16 protein-coding genes are annotated in these 18,674 nt (G+C 66.2%); 6 read left to right on the top strand and 10 right to left on the bottom strand.

What is annotated here, in order from left to right; genetic code table 11:
- The first annotated feature begins 46 nt into the window (after nucleotides 1-46).
- The 5 genes from fumC to feoB all read left to right on the top strand — a co-directional run bounded on the left by fumC (nucleotide 47) and on the right by feoB (nucleotide 4,462).
- Complete coding sequence (gene fumC, locus QX126_RS00770) at nucleotides 47-1,471, top strand: class II fumarate hydratase (protein ID WP_315778716.1); 1,425 nt, start codon at nucleotides 47-49, stop codon at nucleotides 1,469-1,471.
- 237 nt (nucleotides 1,472-1,708) lie between these two features.
- Nucleotides 1,709-1,894: a DUF4169 family protein gene (locus QX126_RS00775; protein ID WP_315736863.1), complete on the top strand. Its 186-nt coding sequence runs from the start codon at nucleotides 1,709-1,711 to the stop codon at nucleotides 1,892-1,894.
- Nucleotides 1,894-2,181 (top strand): ribbon-helix-helix domain-containing protein, encoded by a 288-nt coding sequence (locus tag QX126_RS00780; RefSeq protein ID WP_315736862.1) that lies wholly within the window; start codon nucleotides 1,894-1,896, stop codon nucleotides 2,179-2,181. The genes QX126_RS00775 and QX126_RS00780 overlap by 1 nt, the downstream gene beginning before the upstream one ends.
- 107 nt (nucleotides 2,182-2,288) lie before the next feature.
- Entirely contained in the window at nucleotides 2,289-2,564 is a 276-nt protein-coding gene (locus QX126_RS00785) for a ferrous iron transport protein A (protein WP_315713372.1), read from the top strand.
- A gap of 20 nt (nucleotides 2,565-2,584) precedes the next feature.
- The gene (gene feoB, locus QX126_RS00790) at nucleotides 2,585-4,462 is read left to right on the top strand and encodes a ferrous iron transport protein B (RefSeq protein WP_315736861.1); all 1,878 of its coding nucleotides are present in this window, start codon (nucleotides 2,585-2,587) and stop codon (nucleotides 4,460-4,462) included.
- A 16-nt stretch (nucleotides 4,463-4,478) separates the two neighbouring features.
- Here the strand turns inward: feoB and QX126_RS00795 are convergent, their stop codons facing one another.
- Nucleotides 4,479-5,267 carry an NAD(P)H-dependent oxidoreductase gene (locus tag QX126_RS00795; RefSeq protein WP_315778717.1) on the bottom strand — a complete coding sequence of 263 codons (789 nt, stop codon included), beginning with the start codon at nucleotides 5,265-5,267 and terminating at the stop codon, nucleotides 4,479-4,481.
- A gap of 89 nt (nucleotides 5,268-5,356) precedes the next feature.
- On the opposite strand from QX126_RS00795, the gene QX126_RS00800 reads away from it, so the two are divergent.
- Nucleotides 5,357-6,280, top strand: a complete 924-nt coding sequence (locus QX126_RS00800; RefSeq protein WP_315778719.1) for a LysR family transcriptional regulator — start codon at nucleotides 5,357-5,359, stop codon at nucleotides 6,278-6,280.
- 1 nt (nucleotide 6,281) lies between these two features.
- Here QX126_RS00800 and QX126_RS00805 read toward each other — a convergent pair whose 3' ends face one another.
- The 9 genes from QX126_RS00805 to QX126_RS00845 all read right to left on the bottom strand — a co-directional run bounded on the left by QX126_RS00805 (nucleotide 6,282) and on the right by QX126_RS00845 (nucleotide 18,543).
- Nucleotides 6,282-8,153, bottom strand: a complete 1,872-nt coding sequence (locus tag QX126_RS00805; RefSeq protein WP_315778720.1) for a bifunctional sugar phosphate isomerase/epimerase/4-hydroxyphenylpyruvate dioxygenase family protein — start codon at nucleotides 8,151-8,153, stop codon at nucleotides 6,282-6,284.
- Nucleotides 8,150-8,887, bottom strand: a complete 738-nt coding sequence (locus QX126_RS00810; RefSeq protein WP_315778722.1) for an ABC transporter ATP-binding protein — start codon at nucleotides 8,885-8,887, stop codon at nucleotides 8,150-8,152. The genes QX126_RS00805 and QX126_RS00810 overlap by 4 nt, the downstream gene beginning before the upstream one ends.
- Before the next feature lie 11 nt (nucleotides 8,888-8,898).
- Complete coding sequence (locus QX126_RS00815) at nucleotides 8,899-9,642, bottom strand: ABC transporter ATP-binding protein (protein ID WP_315736855.1); 744 nt, start codon at nucleotides 9,640-9,642, stop codon at nucleotides 8,899-8,901.
- Entirely contained in the window at nucleotides 9,639-10,637 is a 999-nt protein-coding gene (locus QX126_RS00820; protein WP_315778725.1) for a branched-chain amino acid ABC transporter permease, read from the bottom strand. The genes QX126_RS00815 and QX126_RS00820 overlap by 4 nt, the downstream gene beginning before the upstream one ends.
- Entirely contained in the window at nucleotides 10,634-11,509 is an 876-nt protein-coding gene (locus QX126_RS00825) for a branched-chain amino acid ABC transporter permease (protein ID WP_315755128.1), read from the bottom strand. The genes QX126_RS00820 and QX126_RS00825 overlap by 4 nt, the downstream gene beginning before the upstream one ends.
- Before the next feature lie 71 nt (nucleotides 11,510-11,580).
- Complete coding sequence (locus QX126_RS00830; RefSeq protein WP_315736852.1) at nucleotides 11,581-12,720, bottom strand: ABC transporter substrate-binding protein; 1,140 nt, start codon at nucleotides 12,718-12,720, stop codon at nucleotides 11,581-11,583.
- A gap of 79 nt (nucleotides 12,721-12,799) precedes the next feature.
- Nucleotides 12,800-13,681, bottom strand: a complete 882-nt coding sequence (locus QX126_RS00835) for a shikimate dehydrogenase (RefSeq protein ID WP_315778727.1) — start codon at nucleotides 13,679-13,681, stop codon at nucleotides 12,800-12,802.
- Nucleotides 13,682-13,802: 121 nt separating this feature from the next.
- Entirely contained in the window at nucleotides 13,803-14,744 is a 942-nt protein-coding gene (locus QX126_RS00840; protein ID WP_315778728.1) for a LysR family transcriptional regulator, read from the bottom strand.
- 31 nt (nucleotides 14,745-14,775) lie between these two features.
- Nucleotides 14,776-18,543 carry an AsmA-like C-terminal region-containing protein gene (locus QX126_RS00845; protein ID WP_315778731.1) on the bottom strand — a complete coding sequence of 1,256 codons (3,768 nt, stop codon included), beginning with the start codon at nucleotides 18,541-18,543 and terminating at the stop codon, nucleotides 14,776-14,778.
- Nucleotides 18,544-18,674 lie beyond the last annotated feature (131 nt).

The raw sequence follows: 18,674 nt of genomic DNA on the forward strand, positions 1-18,674 counted from the left end.
CTCGAACCGGTCGACGCCGGTTCGCAACCAATGACGGGCATGCTTCATGGCACATTCAGCTAGTTCATCATCGCACGGATCGACGCGCACGGAGACCGACAGCTTCGGCCCGATCGAGGTCGCCGCCGACCGCTATTGGGGCGCGCAGACCGAGCGCAGCCGGCAGAATTTCCGCATCGGCCACGACCGCATGCCAATCGGCATCGTGCGCGCGCTCGCGCTCGTGAAGATGGCCGCGGCGCAGACCAATCGCGAGCTCGGACTGCTCGAGCCGCGCATGGCGGACGCCATCGTCCAAGCGGCGCAGGAGGTCATCGACGGCAAGCTCGACGACCACTTTCCGCTGGTCGTCTGGCAGACCGGCTCGGGCACCCAGAGCAACATGAACCTCAACGAGGTGATCGCCAACCGCGCCAGCGAACTGCTCGGGGGCGAACGCGGGACCAAGAAGCCCGTGCATCCGAACGATCACGTCAACATGAGCCAGTCGTCCAACGACTCCTTCCCCACCGCGATGCACATCGCCGCGGCACGGGCGATCTCGGGCCATCTGGTGCCGGCGCTGTCGGAGCTGCTGGCGGCGTTGCGCGCCAAGCAGGACGCGTTCGCGGACATCGTCAAGATCGGCCGCACCCACACCCAGGACGCCACGCCGCTCACGCTTGGCCAGGAGTTCTCCGGCTACGCCGCGCAGGTCGAGAGCGCGATCGCAAGAATCGAGACGGCGGCGCGAGATCTCTTGCCGCTGGCCCAAGGCGGCACCGCCGTGGGCACCGGCCTGAACGCGGATCCGAAATTCGCGAAGCTGTTCGCCAAGCATGTTGCCGACATCACCGGCTGGCCCTTCACCAGCGCCGCCAACAAATTCGAAGCGCTCGCGTCCAACGACGCCTATGTGTACGTACATGGCGCGCTCAACGCGGCGGCCACCGGCCTGTTCAAGATCGCGAACGACATCCGCTTTCTCGGATCGGGCCCCCGCTCGGGATTGGGGGAATTGATCCTGCCGGAGAACGAGCCCGGCTCCTCGATCATGCCGGGCAAGGTGAACCCGACGCAGTGCGAAGCACTCACGATGGTGTGCTGCCAGGTGTTCGGCAATCACACGGCGATCACCATGGCCGGCAGCCAGGGGCATTTCGAACTGAACGTCTACAAGCCATTGCTCGCACATTGCATGATGCAGTCCGTACAATTACTAGGTGATTCAGCGCGTTCATTCAGCGAACATTGCGTGACGGGAATTCGCGCCGACGAGAATCGGATTCGAGAGCTGATGCAGCGCTCGCTGATGCTGGTGACGGCGCTTGCGCCGAAGATCGGCTACGACAATGCGGCCAAGGTCGCCAAATCAGCGCATCAGCACGGCACGACGCTGAAAGAGGAAGCTTTAAGGCTCGGTTTCGTGTCTGAGGACGAATTCGACCGCCTCGTGCAACCCGAGAAGATGACGAGGCCCGGACGACCCTGACGGTAGTCCCGTAGTACTACGGGGGGTGATGCAATTCTCGCCGTTAACCCCTAAAGGATACTCTCGACTACAAGTTCTGCTGCGTTTGGTGAGTAAACAAATCCCGCTCGCAACGACGCGACTGGCCCTCGAACTATCAGGGAGCGATGACGTGATTGTCTGGAGAACGCCTGGGCTCATCCGCGCAATGCGCATGCTCTCGTCACGACGTCGATGGCTTAGATGATTGGAGCAAGCATGGGTGATGTCATCAACTTGAAACGTTTCAGAAAGCGCGTGGAGCGCGATGAAGCAGCGAAGGTCGCCGAAAGCAACCGCGCTCGCTTCGGCAGGACGAAGTCCGAACGCGCAAATGACGCGCAACGCGACAAGCGCGCGAACGAATTACTCGATCAACATCGTATCAATGGCGAGGACGCGTGATGAAGTCGCCCGTCGTAAAACGTTCAATCGTGGTTGCTGGCCACAAGACCAGCGTCAGCCTCGAAGAGGCCTTCTGGAACGGCATGAAGGAGATTTCGGGTCTCCGTAACATGACCTTGTCCGAGCTGGTCGGAGAGATCGACAACAATCGCCAGCAGGGCAACCTGTCCTCGGCGATCCGGCTGTTCGTGCTCGACCACTTCAAGAGCCGCGCCGCAGCTTCTTCCGGCCTCGAGCCGAAGGCGGCGGTGGACGCCCGGCACACGGCAGCCGCCGCGGCTCCTTGAGGCAGATCAGACGGCGGTCCGCCCGGCCTGTTTAAAATCGCTCTAAGATGCAGCGGCATTTAACATGCCGCGCTTGACCTCTTGGCACGCGATTGAAAATACAGGCTATGAGCGAAATCTGCGATACAAGGCCGCCTCAGCCGCTCGGTCTCGCCCGGCGAGGCTATACCGGAACAATCCAGCATCTGGCTGCGGGCGGCGCGAGCTCGTCCCTGCCGGACGTCGAATTGGAGAGCCGGCTGATCGAACTGGGCTTCGTCGAGGGCGCCCGGGTCGAAATTCTGCATGAGGGGATCGTCGGGCGCGATCCGATCGCCGTGCGTGTCGACAACATCACCGTCGCGGTCCGCCGGCGCGAGGCCATGGCCGTCATCGTGGCATAGGCCGCGCGGAAAGCGTCGTCATGGAAAGCCCTCTGCTGCATCTGGCCCTGGTGGGTACGCCCAACAGCGGCAAGACCTCGCTGTTCAACGCGCTGACGGGAAGCCGCCAGAAGGTCGCGAACTATCCTGGGGTCACGGTCGAGCGCAAAGAGGGCGCCTTCGTCACCCCGCAGGGCCGCCAGGTCTCGCTGGTCGACCTGCCCGGCACCTATTCCTTGCGCGGTCGCAGCCCTGACGAGGAAATCACCAGGGATTTCGTGCTGGGACGTGCCACCGGCGAGGTCCTGCCCGATCTGGTGTTGTGCGTCGCCGACTCCACCAACCTCAGATTGACGATCCGACTCCTGCTCGAGCTCAAGAGCACCGGCCGGCCGCTGGCGCTCGTGCTCAACATGTTCGACATCGCCAAGCGGCGCGGCGTCACGGTCGACGTCCCCGCCCTGTCGCTAGCGCTGGGCGTGCCGGTGGTGACGTCGATCGCCGTGCGCAAGGGCGGCACCGACGACCTGCTGCGGCTGACCGACGAGCTCCTCGCCCGGGCGGCCGCGGCCACCGGAGAGCGCGCCAACACCTGGCGTCCTCTCACGGTCCCGGAGCTGCGCGCCACCCAGCGCGAGGCCGACCGTATCATCGCAGAGACGGTCAGCTTGCCCGAGCGGCCCGATACCTGGACCGCCCGGATCGATGCCATCGCGCTGCATCCGGTCGGCGGCCTGCTGATCCTGCTGGCGATCCTGTTCGTGATGTTTCAGGGGGTGTTCGCCTGGGCCCAGCCGCTGATGCAGGTGCTGTCGGCGGCTTTTGACGCGCTCGGCCAGCTCGTTCACGACGAGCTTCCCGAAGGCCTGCTGCAGAGCTTCCTGCAGAACGGGGTGATCTCCGGCGTCGGCAGCGTCATCGTGTTCCTGCCGCAGATCATCATCATCTTCCTGTTCATCCTGCTCTTGGAAGATTTCGGCTACATGGCGCGCGCGGCGTTCCTGATGGACCGCATCATGGGCGGCGCCGGGCTGCATGGCCGCGCCTTCATCCCGCTGCTCTCGAGCTTTGCCTGCGCCATTCCCGGCATCATGGCGACGCGCGTGATCGATAACCGCCGCGACCGGCTCACCACGATCCTGATCGCGCCGTTGATGACCTGCTCGGCGCGGATCCCGGTCTATACGCTGATCATCTCGGCCTTCATCCCGCCGACCAAGGTGTGGGGCCTGGTCAACCTGCAGGGCCTGGTGATGTTCGGGCTCTACGCCGCCGGGATCATCAGCGCGCTGCTGGTGTCGTTCCTGGTGAAGTTCTTCCTGATGCGCGACTACCAGCCGGCGCCGTTCATGCTGGAGCTGCCGGACTACAAGATGCCGCGGTTGCGCAGCATCGCGATCGGCGTCTACACCCGCGCCAAGATGTTCTTGCAGCGCGCCGGCACCACGATCTTCGCGATGATGGTGCTGATCTGGTTCCTGGCGTCGTTCCCGCAGCCGCCGGAGGGGGCGACCGAGCCCGCGATCAATTACAGCCTCGCGGCGATGATCGGCCAGGCGATCGCCCCCCTGCTCTCGCCGGTCGGCTTCAACTGGCAGATCGCGGTGGCGCTGGTGCCCGGCATGGCCGCCCGCGAAGTCGCAGTCGCCGCGCTCGGCACCGTCTATGCGATCGAAGGCGGCAAGGAGGCCGCCGAGCAGATCGGACAGGTGCTGGCCAGCAAATGGAGCCTCGCCACGGCACTGGCGCTGCTCGCCTGGTACATCTTCGCCCCGCAATGCGCCTCGACCCTCGCCGTCATCCGCCGAGAAACCGGCAGCTGGCGCTGGATGGCCGTCACCTTCTTCTACATGTTCGCGCTCGCCTATGCGGCCGCGTTCGCGACCTACCACATTGCGGTCGCGATGGGCGCGGGCTGAGCCCGCGCCCTCCGCGTCAGCGCGCGGCGTCGACATGCAGCGCGAAGCCGCGCGCGTCCGGCGCGCCGAGCTCGGGACGAAGCTGCATCGACGGGATCAGATAGTCGCCGTGGTTCTGCCGCCGGTACGGAATCGGCTGATCCGTGAACAGCGTCCGCATGCGCTCGCGCAGCCGCTCGGCGATCGCGGCAAAGCCGGCATCATCGAGCCGGTTGACCCGGTGCGCCACGAACGCCGGCAGCACGTCGAAGCCTGGATAGAACAGGATGCCGTGGTTGATCGGAAACAGGAGATCGTCGATCGGCCCGTTGATGCCGCGCGCCGAATAATGCTCCTCCCAGCCGCCGGTGGTCACGACCAGCATCGCGCGCTTGCCGGCAAACACACCCTCGCCATAGCGGTTGCCCCAGCGCTTGTCGCTGTGCTCGCCGACGCCATAGGTGAAGCCATAGGAATACACCCGGTCGACCCAGCCCTTGAGGATCGCCGGCATCGTGAACCACCACAGCGGAAATTGCAGGACCACCGCGTCGGCCCAGAGCAGCTTGTCCTGCTCGGCCCTGACGTCCTCGGTCAAGGTGCGGGTCTTGAAGGCCTCGCCAGACGCGGTGGCGACGTTCAGAGGCCCGTCCGGCGGCAAGAGCGGGAAGTCGGCGCGGTCGGTGGCCGACTTCCAGCCCATCGCGTAGAGATCTGAGACCCGGATCTCGTGGCCCTGGGCCTTGAGCTCGGCGACGGCGACCTCGCGCAGGGCGCCGTTCAGCGAGCGGGGTTCGGGATGGGCGAAGACGAGCAGCACGTTCATGGCCTGGATCCTTTGCTGGAACAGCCGGAACATAGACGCGCGCCAACTTATCCACTATATGGCGTATATCGATAACGTTATGCTGTTTTATGGATAAATCAGACATCAGCCTCATCAACATGCGCAGCTTCGTCCGGGTCGCCGAGCGCGGCAACCTGTCGGCCGTGGCGCGCGAGCTCGGGCTGGGCCAGTCCACCATCTCGCGTCACCTTCAGGAATTGGAGGATGCGATCGGCGTGCCGCTGCTCAGCCGCACCACCCGGCGCGTCACCCTGACCGACGAAGGCAGCCGCTACTACACGAACTGCGTCCAGATCCTGCGGCTTATCGAACAGGCCGGCGACGAGGCGCGCGGTGCGCGCGGCGCTGCCAGCGGCATCATCCGGATTTCCTGCACGGCGGCCTTCGGCATCCTGCATGTCGCGCGGCTGGTCTTCGCGTTTCAGGATCGCTATCCGGACATCGCGATCGATCTCAATTTGACCGACGAGCGCATCGATCTCGTGCGGGAGGGTGTCGACATCGCGCTGCGTCTCGCCCCGCTCAACGACAGTTCTCTGAAGCTGCGGTCGCTCGGCTACTCGCACCGGCTTCTTGTCGCCTCGCCGGACTATCTGGAGAAACGCGGCACGCCGCGCACGCCGCAGGAGCTGATCGGGCATGACGGCATCCGCATGACCAACGTCGCGGGCAGCGAGTCGCTCGTCGTCATGGGACCCGACGGAGAACGCCATGAGGTGCCGTTCAGAGGCTGCTTCCGCACCAATCACGGACTCGCGGTTCGAGAGGCCGTGCTGTCCGGGCGCGGAATCGGCGGGAGCCATGCGTGGCTGGTCGACGACCTCATCGCGGCTGGCAGGCTGACGGTCATCCTGCCCGACCACCGTCTGCCATCGACTCCCCTCAACATGCTGATCGTCCCGGAGCGCGCCGGCATCGCGCGCGTGCGGCTGCTGATCGACTATCTCGCCGAGGAGATCGTCCGCCTGCCCGGCATCCGGCCCGAGCCCTGAGCTACAGCCGCGGCATCGCGTCCGGCCGCACCTCGCGGGCCTGCGCCGCCAGCCGGATCGCGGCATTGGCCGCACCGAAGCCCTGATAGTTGCGCCGCTGCACGATCTCGAAGAAGAAGCGCTCCTCGAAGATATGGGTGTAGACTTGGAAGAACTCGGCGTCGCCGTCGCGGTCGTACAGGATCTCGTTGGCACGGAGCGCTGCGATCGTCTCGGGCGCAAGATCATACTTGGCTTCGAGATCGTCGTAGTAGTTATCGGGAATGTCGAGGAAGCCGGCGCCGCGGGCGCGCATCTCGGCCACGGCTGCAAAAATGTCGTCGCAGGAGAACGCGATGTGCTGGACGCCGGAACCGAAGAACTCGGAGATGAAACGCGAGGACAAGGTGCGCGTCGCCGAGGAGCCGTTGAGGATGAAGCGCAGGCTGCGATCGCCGTTGACGATCGCCTGGCTCTGCACGAGGCCTCGGGGGTCGGCGATCTCCATCTGCGGCAGCCGCGAGAAGTCGATGATCCCGGCATAGAACAGCAGCCAGGACAGCATCTCTTCATACGGCATCGACTGGGCGATGTGATCGACCGCGACGAGACGGTCGGTGCTCCTGTCGCTGGCGACAGCTTCGAAATCGACGTCCCAGTGCCGCCCGTGCGTATCCAGGAAGTACAACAGGCTGCCGCCGACGCCGTGGATCGCCGGAATTTCCAGTTCCCCCGGCCCGACCGGCTGCGTGAAGGTGCGCGTCTTCAAGGACTGCGCCCGCGCCATGGCACGAGCGGCGCTGTCGACGTCCAGCGCCAACGCGCAGACGCCTGCCCCATGCGTGACGTAATGCGAATGCGCAAAGCTGGCCGGCTCGCAGTTGATCACCAGCTCGATTGCGCCCTGGGACCAGCGCTGCACCGCCTTGCTGCGATGACGCCCCGTCTTGCGGAAGCCAAGCTGCCCGAACAGTCTCGCCAGAGACTCCGCTTTGTCCTCGCTGACCGCGAATTCCACGAAGCCGATGCCGTGGCTCCTGACCCGAGGCTCGAAGCGCGGCTCCGGCTGGGCGGGCATCTTCCCGGCGAGGTCATCCTGCAACAGCAGCAGCGAGCGCATGCCGTCGAGCGCGGTGCGCGGCGCCGAGCCGGCGCGGAACTGATCGTTGAAGATCTCCAGCGACAGCGGCCCCGTATAGCCGGTCGCGGCCACCGCCTCCATGAACGCCCCGACCGGCAGATCGCCTTGCCCGGGAAAGCTGCGGAAATGCCGGCTCCAGGACAGCACGTCCAGTTCGAGCTTGGGCGCGTCGGCCAGCTGCACCAGGAAGATCTTGTCGGCGGGAATGGAGCGAATCGCGTTGGTCGGCAGCGCCGGTGCGAGCGCATGGAAACTGTCGAGGATGACGCCGATGGCTTTGTGATCGGCGCGGCGCACGATCTCCCAGGCATCGCGATAGTCATGCACGTGACGGCCCCAGGCCAGCGCCTCGTAGCCGACGCGCAGGCCACGCTTCGCGGCGCGCTCGCCGAGCTCGTGGAAATCGGCGGCGGCGCGGTCGATGCCGCCGAGCGAGGCCGGCGACACGCTGCTGCAGATCAGCAGCAGATCCGTGCCCAGCTCCTGCATCAGGTCGAACTTGCGCTCGGCGCGGATGAAGTTGCGCGCGCGCTGCGGCTCCGGCATGCCCTCGAAATCGCGGAACGGCTGATAGGCGCAGATCGCAAGTCCGAGGTCGCGGCACATCTGCCCGATCTCGCGCGGCCGCATCCCGAACGCGACCAGATCGTTCTCGAAGATCTCGACCGTATCGAAGCCGGCGGCAGCGATCGCCTTGAGCTTCTCGTCGAGCGCGCCAGAGATGGAGACGGTTGCGATCGAGCGCTGGTTCATGCCGCCGTCTCCTCCATCGCGCCGCCCAGGAACAGCTGGCCGATGCGCGGATCGGCCAGCACGCGATCGGCCTTGTCGATGATGCGGGTGCGGCCGAGCTCGAGCACGATGCCGTAGTCGGAGATCTCCAGCGCCGAGCGCGCATTCTGCTCGATCAGGAGCACCGAGACGCCGCGGTCGCGCAATTGTTTCAGCATGTCGAAGGTCTGCTGCACCATCAAGGGCGACAGGCCGATGGAGGGCTCGTCGATCAGCACCAGCTGCGGCTCGAGAAGCAGCCCGCGCGCGATCTCGAGCTGCTTCTGCTCGCCGCCCGACAGGGTCGAGGCCTGACGATCCGCCTTCTTGCGCAGCACCGGAAAGACGTCGAGCGCCGCCTCGACGCGGGCGGTCAGATCGAGATCGCGCGAAGCGGCGACGCCGCCAAGCTCGATGTTGTGACGCACCGACAGCTCGCCGAAGATGTTGCGGCCCTGCGGGATGTAGCAGATGCCGGCGCCGAGCAGCGCGCGCTGGCTCAAGCCGGTGACGTCGCGGCCCTTGAAGACCACCTTGCCTTCGCGCAGCTTGAGCAGGCCGAAGATCGCCTTGAACACGGTCGACTTGCCGGCGCCGTTCGGACCGATGACGGTGGTGATCGAGCCCGCCGGCACCGAGAAGGTCGTGCCGTTGAGGATCGTCATCTTGCCGTAGCCGCCGACGAGGTTCTGGACATCGAGAATGGGATCGCTCATCGCCGGCTCCCTCAGTGTCCGAGATAGGCTTCGATCACGGCCGGGTTGGCCCTGATCTCGTCGGGTTTGCCGATCGCAAGCACCTTGCCTTCCGCCATCACCATCACGCGCGAGCATAGCGACATCACGAACTCCATGTTGTGCTCGATCACGACGAAGGTGGCGCGGCGCTCGCGATTGATCGCGATCAGCCGCTCCTTGAGGTCGCCCAGCATGGTCGGGTTGACGCCGCCTGCAGGCTCGTCGAGCAGCACCAGCCGCGGGCCGCCCATGAACGCCATGGCCGCATCGAGCAGCTTCTGCTGGCCATAGGACAAGCCACCGGCCGGCTCGTTGGCGAGGTGCTCCAGCTTGAAGAAGCCGATCATCTGATCGGCGGTCGTGGTCAGGCCGGCATCCGACGGACCGAACAGGCGCGACAGCATGCTGCCGCGATGCTCCTGTCCCGCAAGGATCAGATTGTCGCGCACCGACAGTTTCGGGAACACCTGCAGCAACTGAAACGTGCGGCTGACGCCGAGCCGGTTCAGCTCCGCCGGACGCTGTCCAGTGACGAGCTTGCCGTCGACCCTGACCTCGCCGGCACTCGGCACCAGCTGGCCGAGGATACAGTTGAACAGGGTCGACTTGCCGCAGCCGTTGGGGCCGATCAGGCCGAGGATCTCGCCCTCGTGCACGTCGAAGCTGACGCCGTTGACGGCGGTGATGCCGCCGAAGCTCTTCTTGACGTCGCGTACGTCGAGGACTGCGGTCATCGCGCGGCCTCCAGCTTGGATTGGGCCGCGGCCCGCAGCGCGGAGGCAGCCTGGGTTCGCCGTGAGCTGAGATAGCGATCGATAATGCCAAGGATGCCGGTGGGCGAGTAGATCAGCAGCAGGATGACCGCCACGGCATAGAGCATCAAATAGTAGCCCTCGGCGAAGCGCAGCCACTCCGGCAGCAGCACCGCGATCATGGCACCCAGGAACGGCCCGAGCATGAAGCCCGAGCCGCCGACGATCACCATCATCAGGAGGTCGAGCGAAAGCTGCAGGTTGAACGGCACCGGGTCGACATATTGCGTCAGCGGCGCATAGAGCACGCCGGCAATGCCGCCGAGCACGGAGCCGATCGCGAACGCCATCAGCGTGTAGCGCCTGGTATCGATGCCGAGCGATTGCGCCCGGATCGGATTTTCGCGCAGCGCCATGAAGGCGCGGCCCCAGGGCGAGCGGATCAGCCACCACATCGCGAGCGTCACGAGGCCGAGGGAGCCGAGACAGAGATAGTAGAACGGCAGCGGCTTGCGGGTCGGGTAGCCGAAGATCTCGGGGCGCGGAATGTTGCTGATTCCGTAGATCCCGTTGGTGAGCCAGCTCTCGTTACGGAACACGAGGAACGCCAGCGTCGAAAACGCGAGCGTGACGAAGGCGAGGTAGTGATGCTGCACGCGCAGCGCCGGATAGCCGAGGAGCCAACCGACGATGAAGCAGATCACGATGACGAGGCCGAGCGCGGCAATCAGCGGCCAGCCATGCGTGGTCAGGATCGCCGCCCCATAGGCGCCAATGCCGACGAAGGCGCCCTGCGCCAGCGACACCTGCCCGGCGTAGCCAAGCGTGAGGTTCAATCCCATCGCGGCGATGGTCATCACGGCCCACTGGCTCAGGATGTACAGGCCGTAGCGGTTGAAGTTCATCGGGACGATGATCAGGCCCGCGATGATGACGAGACCGAGCGCGACGAGAAGCAGTTTGCTGTGCTTGCTCATACCGTACGCTCCTCGGCGCGTCCGAGCAGGCCCTGCGGCCGGAACAGGATGACAAGGATCAGCAGCACCATCGGAACGGCGGCGCGATACTGAGTGGAGACGTAGGCGGCAGCGAGGTTGTCGACGACGCCGATCAGGAGACCGCCGGCAATGGCGCCGCGCACCTGGTTGAAGCCGCCAACGATCGCGGCGATGAACGCCGCCTGCCCGAGCACCTCACCGCTGGAAAACTTCGCGAGATAGATCGGCGTGATCAGCAGCGAGGCCAGCGCGACCAGCACGGCATTGATCAGAAAGGTCAAGAGGATCATACGCTCGACGGGCACGCCGATGATGCGCGCCACCGTGGGATTCTGCGCGGCCGCCTGCATCTGATGGCCGAGCGAGGTGCGGTTCAACAGCGTGGTCAATCCGACGACCGCGAGGATCGCGACTGCGAGCACGCCGAGGCTCTGCAGCGAAATCGCCCGGCCCAGGACGGTGACGTCACCTACCGGCACGATCGAAGGGAAAGGCGATGCCTCGGCGCTGAAGAACTGCTTCACCGCCTCCTTGATCCCGACCGCCAGCGCCATGGTGGCGATCGCCAGCGGCAGCACGCCATGCCGCAGCATCGGATCGACCAGCAGCATCTTGAAGGCGAGACCGAGCAGCAGTGCCGACAACAGGATGCCGACGAGAACCGCGAGCCAGAACGGCGCGCCGAGATGCATCACCGCGAGCATCAGGAAGGCCGGCAGCATCACGAACTCGCCCTGGGCGAAGTTGATGGTCTGCGAGGTCTGCCACAGCAAGGTGAAGCCGACGGCAACGAGCGCGTAGATGGCGCCGGTGGCGAGACCCGCCACGATCAGGTCGAGCAGATTGGACATCGTTTCCCCCTAAGCCTTTGGGTGACGGCGGCACTGGCGTCCCCTCCGGCGCCGCCGGTCGACCGTTGTCCTCAGTTGAGCTTCGGCAGCACCTGCTTCACGACCTGCTTGCCTTCGACCACCTCGACCAGGAAGCCCTGGCGATCGATGTCGCCGTTCTGGTCGAACGTGACATCCATCAGGATATTCGGCTCGGTCGAGGTCTTGATGGTCAGGCCGTGCAGCGTGTCGGCGAAGGCCTTGGAATCCACCTTGCCCATCTTCTCGGTCGTGGCCTTGACCATGTAGATCGCGAGATAGCCCTTGAGGCCGTTGTGATCCGGCACGTAGTTGTACTTCTTCACGAAGCGGTCGCGGAACGCCTTGATGGCCTCGATCGGTGCGTCGGTGGTGAGACCGACATGGCCGCGGGCGCCGTTGGCGGCATCGCCGGCGAGCTCGATCACCTTCTGGCCGACCAGCGTGGTCTCGCCGATCAGCGGCGCGGTCACGCCCTGGCGCTTGATCTCCTTGAGGATGCGCGCGCTCTCTTCCTCGTTGACATAGATGAAGACCGCATCCGGCGCCGCCGCCTTGATCTTGCTGACGTCGGCGGCGAAGTCGGCCTGGCCGGCTTCGGTCGAGAGGTCGGCCGCGACCTTGATGCCGAGACGGTTGAACTCCTTGGTGATGACGTCGCGACCGCCGCGGCCGAAATCATTGTTGACCCAGACCACCGCGACCGACTTCGCCTTCAGCTCATCGTTGATGTACTTCGCGACCTTCGGCATCGACGATTGCTGGCCGAACGAGGTGCGGAACAGGAACTTGTTGCCGGCCTGCGTGAGCTCGGCCGCTTCGCCGCCCATGATCTGGGTGATGCCGGCCTCGGCCGCCAGCGGCGCCGTCACCTTCACCGAGCCGGAATAGCCGGGCCCGAGCAGCACGTAGGGCTCGCCATCGAGCGCCTTCTGCACCTGCGCACGCGCAACGCCGGGGTTCGACTGCGAGTCGGCATGGCTGACCTCGATCTTGCGGCCGAGGATGCCGCCCTTGGCGTTGATTTCCTCGACGGCGAGGTCGATGCCGTTCTTCCAGTTGTTGCCGACGGTCGCGCCGCCGCCGGAGAGCTCGGCGACATTGGCGATCTTGATGGGGGCGCCGGATTGCGCGAAGGCGGCTCCGGACAGCAGCACGGCTGAGCACAGGCCAGCCAGGGTGATCGATCTCACGTTGTTTCCTCCTCTGCTTTAAACGCTTGTTTGCGTTTCTTGCTTGAACGACTAGTCCGGCGCGTATTGGCCGGTTTGCTCAGGCGGCGTCAACCGCCGGATATCTCTCCGCCATGTGGTTGTCGAACGCCGCCCCCATCGCCTCGGTCGACGGTGCGAGACCGGTGAACAGCTCGAACGCGTCGGCGGCCTGGTAGATCGCAAGCTCGCGGCCGAGCAGAACGCGCGCGCCCTTGGCCTTGGCGGCTTTCAGCAGCGGCGTCCACAGCGGCGAATAGACGGCATCGGCGACCCAGAGATCGGCACGCAGCAATTGATCTGGCACCGGCGTACCGCGGTTCGGCAGCATCCCGATCGGCGTGCCGTTGACGACGCCCGCTGCCCCCTGCAGCGCCGCTTCGACGCTGTCGACCACCGTATACGCTCTGCCCGCCGGCAACAGGCTCGCGAGCTTTTCGGCACGGGCGCGCTCGGTGTCGTAGATGCGAAGGCCTGCGACGCCGAGGTTCGCAAGTGCGAAGGCGATTGCCTTGCCCACCCCGCCGGCTCCGACCAGCGCCACCGCACCCTGGTTGGTCTGCGCCGCCAGCGGCGCCACCGCGCGCTCGAAGCCGGTGGTATCGGTATTGTGGCCGATCAGCCGGCCATCGCGCACGACGACGGTATTGACGGCGCCCATAGCCGCCGCCTTCGGCGCGAGTTCGTCGAGCAGTTCGACCACAGCTTCCTTGTAGGGATAGGTCACATTGACCCCTGCAAAGCCGAGCCGGCGCACGCCTTCAAGCAGCGTCGCCAGACCCGCGCGATCGGCACCGGCCACCTCGATCAGCTGGTAATGGCAGCGGACGCCGAGCGCCGCCGCAGCATATTCGTGCATCGCGGGAGACGCCGAATGCGCGATCGGCGCACCGATCAAGCCGGTCAGGAATTTGCGGGCTTTGAGCGCGGAAAGATCGGGCACGTTCGCTTTTGTCTCTTGCTGCTGTGACGTGCGAGCGTCGCACGCGCGGATTTCGATGCAGACGATAGCGCGTTCGCTCGCTAACACAATTACTCAAATATCGGCTGAACCTAACATCATGTTATTTTTTGCCGCCGCCGGATTTCGCCGGTTTGGCCACCTGACGTCGGCCGGGCTCCAGCGCGCGCATCTCCGCGCGCAGGCAGTCGATGAAGTGTTCGGCGTAGAGCGACAGCGGCGTGCCGCGCTTGACGGCGATGTAGGTGTCGAACCGCGTGGGCTCGGCAATCTTGATCAACTCGATGCCGGGATAGCCGCCATGCGCGACCGTAAACTGGTCGATCACCGCAATGCCGAGCCCGGCCTTCACCAGCGCGCAGACCGTGGTGCCGAAGCGCGCCTTGATCGAGATGATGTAGCTGAGTTTGTTGCGCGCGAAGATCTCCGCCATGATCCGGCCGTAGGGGTCGTTGGGATCGATGCCGATCAGCGGATAGCGCGTCATCTCGGCAGCCGACACCTGCTTGCGGCCGGCGAGCTCGTGTCCCGGCGGCACGATGCAGAACAATTCGCCTGAGGCCAGCGGCAGGAATTCGAGCCCGGAATGATCGAGTCGGTAGCTCATCGCCACGCACTCGCCCTTGCCCAGCATCAGATAGTCGATCGCTTCCTCGATCTTGAGAATGTTGATGTCGATGCCGAGATCGGGATAGCGGCGGCGGACGCGCTCGATCGCGCGCGGCACCATCACCTGGGAAATGCTGGGCACCGAGCCGACGCGCAGTTCCGACAGCGCGCCGCGGCCGATGTTGGAGATGATGTAGCTGAGATCGTCGACCTTCTCGTAGACGCTGTTGATCTGCTCGAAGATGTTCTGCGCCTCGGGGGTCGGGAAATAGCGGCCGTTCTGGCGCTGGAAGAAACGGATGCCGAGCGAGCGCTCGGTGTATTTCACCAGACGGCTGACGCCCGGTGCCGACACCTTCAGCAGGCGCGCGGCGCCGTTGATGGTGCCCGTCACCATGACCGCGCGGATGACCTCGACCTGTCGCAACGTCATCATCGGCGCGGTCCCCGCACGCCGTCAGCCGGCATCATGGACTGCCCGGCGGCGTCAGCACGACCGGCGGACGCGGCACGGGCCTGGGGCGCGGCGGCAGCGCACCCGGCGCGGGCTTGATCTCGACCGGCGGCGGCAAGGGCGCGACCTGCGGCTGGCTCGATGCCACCGGTGCCGCCGGCTGAGGCGCGGGAGCGGAGAGCGGCGGGGTCAGCGGCGGCACGACGGCGCGGGGACCGCCGAGCTTGGCGCGCGGCTCACGCCGCGGATCACGCCCGGGCAGCGGCACGTCGGCCGCGCTCGGCGCGGCCGGGCCAGCCTCGGGTACACCGGGCAGCGACGCGGTGGACGACGGATAGGCCGGCGGCACCTCGCCGCGCGCGATCGCATCCAGACGCCGCGTTTCGCGATCGATCGCACGCACCGCGAGCCACGACGACAGCGAGGTGACGTCGACCGCGCGCGTCAGCGCCCCGGACGTGCCGATCACGAACAGCTGGATCTCGGGACGGCTGTTGGCGTTGCCGACGGTGTTCGCGCTCAGGCTGGCGCGAATGTCGGCCTGGTCGGCAGGAATGTCGAAGCCACCGGACACGACGGCGCGGGCGCCCTGCGCTTCGAGCGTGGTGGCGCCGACACGCAGCCGGCCATCGCGGATGATGAAGGGGATCTGAGCAGACGCGACCGGCAACGTCCCCGATGTCAGCACCGGCTCGATCACCTGCCGCAACTTGCCGTCGTCGTTCACCTGGCCTGCGTCGGCCGCGCGCAACGCCGCATCGAACGCCCGCGGGTCGAGATTGGGGAGCGCCGCATTGTCGAGCGTCACCGTGCCATTGCCCGAGAGCGCGTTGACCAGTGCCTGCACGCTGCGCCCTTCGGCGGCGAGCGTCATCTGCGCCGAAACCTTGCCGGTCGGCATCTTCAGGCTGTGATAGCGCAGCGCGTTGCCGTCGATGCCGGCGAGCTCGACGCGGCCGTTCAGGACGAGACCATTCGCGTTGGAGCGCGCATCGACGGTCGCGGTGACGTCGCCGCCGCCGAGCTTGCCCTTGAGGTTCTCGATGCTCAGCGACTGACCGTCGCTCTTGATGGCGCCGCCCAGCGGACGCAGATCAGTGCCGTTCAGAATGGCGCCGCTGAGGGCCTGGAACGAGACCCGCCCGCGCCATCCCTTCAAGAGACCTGCGCCGAGAGGCTCGGCCTGCTCACGCCCGGCTGCGCCGACCAGCACCGAGAACACTTGCGGCACGTCGAGCGCGTCCAGCCCGAGCTCACCATCGATCTGCTTGTCCTCGTCGAGCACCAGGGCGAGCCGGCCGCGCAGCCGCGATCCACCGACCGTGCTGTCGATGTCGTCGAGCGTCACGCGATTGTTGGAAAGACCGAGACGGCCGAACAGGCGGATGTTCTGCGCCGCCGGATCCTGCGGCTTCAATCCGAACAACGGCGACAGATTGGCGCTGCGCAGGCGCAGATTGACGTTGGCCTTGGCGGTGTCCCCCCAGGGATCGACGGAGCCTTGCGCATCGCCATCGAGCCCGGCGCCGGACAGCTTCGCATTCACCCGCAGCGGCGTGCGCCAGCTGCCGGTCACGCTGGCGTCGAACTGGGCCGGACCGTTGCCGGCCGCCGCGACGCGATCGAGCCCGAGCAGCGCCAGCACGACATTGCCCTGCTCGGCCGCGACGCGGCTCTCGATCCCAAGCTCGGTTCGATCGATCGCGTCGACCTCGAAGCTGCGCAGCGCCGCCGCCGACGGTTTGGCCGTCAGCGTCGCCGAGCCCTTGAGTTGCGGCGCATCGAGATCAAGCACCGCCTTGGCCTGGCTGCGGTCGGCATTGGCAGGATCCTTGGCGAGATCGAGCGTGAGCTTCAACCGGGCAGCGCCGGCAGGCGTGCCGAGTGCATCGAAGCGCGCGGCGATCTGCGGCGCGAACGGCTGCACCAGCGCCGTGATCTCCTTGAGCGAGCCGGCCATCGAGGTCACGACCAGCCGCCCGGTCGCGTCGGCGCGATCGAAACGGCCGGAGCCCTCGCTCGTCACGCCGCCGCTCTGGCCAAACTTGATCTGGTCGATGGCGATGGTCTTGGGATCGTAGGAAAAGCGCGCGGTGAGCGGACGCAGCTCCTGGCCGCTGAGCTTGGCGCGGCCGACGTCGAGCGCCACGGTGGCCTCGGCGGGCCACTCGCCGGTGACGCCGACCAGCGACCGGGTCACGGCCATCGCCGCGTCGAGGTCGAGCCGGTCGCCCTTCAGCACCGCTTCGAAACGCGAGCCCGGCCCGGCCGACCGGTTGACGAGAGCGACGCGTCCATCGACGGAGCCGCCGTCGATATCGGCCTTGAGGCTGTCGATCGCGATCCGCTCCGGCGCCACGTTGAGGTCGCCGCGCAGCCGCAGCGGACGCTGGGTGCGGTAGCTGCTGTCGCTGCGGCCCTGCAGCCAGGCCACCAGCGTGTCGGGCTCCGACGATTCGAGATCGAGTGCGCCGGTGAAGCCCGATGTCACCGAGGTCGAGATGCCGATGGTCCGGAAGGTCAGCCGCGTCGAACCGGGCGCGCGCAGATCGACCTTCTCGAGGCTCCATGCCGACGGCTCGTTGTGCAGGTCGGCGGTGAAGTTCTGCACCGGGCGGCCGGAGAGCATGATCTGCTCGGTCGCGAACTGCACATTGGCCGGCATCGGCAAGGTCGGCAGTTGTGCAATCCAGTTGCGCAGCGCCGGCAGCACCAGCGCGGGCGCAATCGCCCGCCGGTCCTTGACGTCGTCACCGCCGGCCAGGAGCTTGTCGGCATCGAGCTGGCGTGCGGACAGTGAGGCTTTCAGCACGGGGGCGGCGCCGAAACGGACGTCGCCGCTGCCCGCGAATTTCAGTGAGCGATCCTCCTGGCCGAAGCTGACCTCGATCTGGTCGAGCTTGGCCGTCGCCTGGTCGCCGACGATCTTGGTGGCGATGCGCCAAGGCGTCGCGCCGGCCTGGTTCAGCGGACGGGTCTTGGCCTGTTGGACCTGCTTTGCGGACGGCTCCTTCGCAGACTGGGCGGGCTTGTCGTTGTCGGCGCCCTGCTCTTTCGGGGGCGACGACAGCGTCAGCGCGCCCTCGAACTTCGGCGAGCGGTTGGGAAAGCTGATGAGGCCTTCGATGTCGGCCATCACGGGACGCTCGCCCGGGTCGATGTTGAGGTGGACGCGCAGGCCGTTGGAGTCCTTGTCCTGGCTCGACGACACCCGGAACGGGTAGCGGCCGCCGCGGATCGACACGGCGCCGTCGCCGCGCAGGGAGCCAGCCAGCGAGCGCACGTCGCCGGAGAAGACGATGTCGGTCAGCTCCAGCGTCGAACGGCTGGCTGCGTCGTGCAGGGCGACGCGGCCGGTGAGATTGAGCCGGTCGATCGCGAGCGCGGCCAGATTGAAGCGGCCGGAGGCAGCCGGCAGGTCGACCAGGCCCTTGGCATCGAGGCCGAGATCGGCGGCCATGCCGCCGATGGTGAGCTCGTTCGCCCGCCATTCCCCGCGCATCAGATCGCCGAGGCTGAACTCGACGTCGAGCTTGTCGGCGCGCAGCTTGCCGAGATGGTTGGCGCCACCGAACGTGACCTGGCGCAGCCTTAAGGTCGGCGTCGGTAACAGCCGTGCATCCAGCGCACCGGCGACCCGCACGGGCACGCCAATGACCTGGCTCGCCTCGGCCTCGAACTGCGGCCGGAACTGGTTCCAGTCGACGAAGTACGGGCCGATCAGCGCAGCAAGGAGCGCAAGGATGAAGGCAATCGCCAAGCCGAGCAGGGTCGTCTGCACGGGGTCTCCCTCAAAGGACAACGCTCCGGTGTCCCAACCTTAAAACCAATGCGGCCGCGGCCCACTGGCATCGATACCGGAGCGCTGCATCATATAGGATTAAGTATGGCGAAGTCACAGCGCTGTCGGCC

This window comes from Bradyrhizobium sp. SZCCHNPS1003, assembly GCF_032381555.1.
Classification (GTDB): domain Bacteria; phylum Pseudomonadota; class Alphaproteobacteria; order Rhizobiales; family Xanthobacteraceae; genus Bradyrhizobium.

What these genes read in the sequence shown, in the direction of transcription:
- fumC (WP_315778716.1), top strand. Translation starts at nt 47, where the DNA reads ATGGCACATTCAGCTAGTTCATCATCGCACGGATCGACGCGCACGGAG.
- QX126_RS00775 (WP_315736863.1), top strand. Translation starts at nt 1,709, where the DNA reads ATGGGTGATGTCATCAACTTGAAACGTTTCAGAAAGCGCGTGGAGCGC.
- QX126_RS00780 (WP_315736862.1), top strand. Translation starts at nt 1,894, where the DNA reads ATGAAGTCGCCCGTCGTAAAACGTTCAATCGTGGTTGCTGGCCACAAG.
- QX126_RS00785 (WP_315713372.1), top strand. Translation starts at nt 2,289, where the DNA reads ATGAGCGAAATCTGCGATACAAGGCCGCCTCAGCCGCTCGGTCTCGCC.
- feoB (WP_315736861.1), top strand. Translation starts at nt 2,585, where the DNA reads ATGGAAAGCCCTCTGCTGCATCTGGCCCTGGTGGGTACGCCCAACAGC.
- QX126_RS00795 (WP_315778717.1), bottom strand. Translation starts at nt 5,267, where the DNA reads ATGAACGTGCTGCTCGTCTTCGCCCATCCCGAACCCCGCTCGCTGAAC.
- QX126_RS00800 (WP_315778719.1), top strand. Translation starts at nt 5,357, where the DNA reads ATGGATAAATCAGACATCAGCCTCATCAACATGCGCAGCTTCGTCCGG.
- QX126_RS00805 (WP_315778720.1), bottom strand. Translation starts at nt 8,153, where the DNA reads ATGAACCAGCGCTCGATCGCAACCGTCTCCATCTCTGGCGCGCTCGAC.
- QX126_RS00810 (WP_315778722.1), bottom strand. Translation starts at nt 8,887, where the DNA reads ATGAGCGATCCCATTCTCGATGTCCAGAACCTCGTCGGCGGCTACGGC.
- QX126_RS00815 (WP_315736855.1), bottom strand. Translation starts at nt 9,642, where the DNA reads ATGACCGCAGTCCTCGACGTACGCGACGTCAAGAAGAGCTTCGGCGGC.
- QX126_RS00820 (WP_315778725.1), bottom strand. Translation starts at nt 10,637, where the DNA reads ATGAGCAAGCACAGCAAACTGCTTCTCGTCGCGCTCGGTCTCGTCATC.
- QX126_RS00825 (WP_315755128.1), bottom strand. Translation starts at nt 11,509, where the DNA reads ATGTCCAATCTGCTCGACCTGATCGTGGCGGGTCTCGCCACCGGCGCC.
- QX126_RS00840 (WP_315778728.1), bottom strand. Translation starts at nt 14,744, where the DNA reads ATGATGACGTTGCGACAGGTCGAGGTCATCCGCGCGGTCATGGTGACG.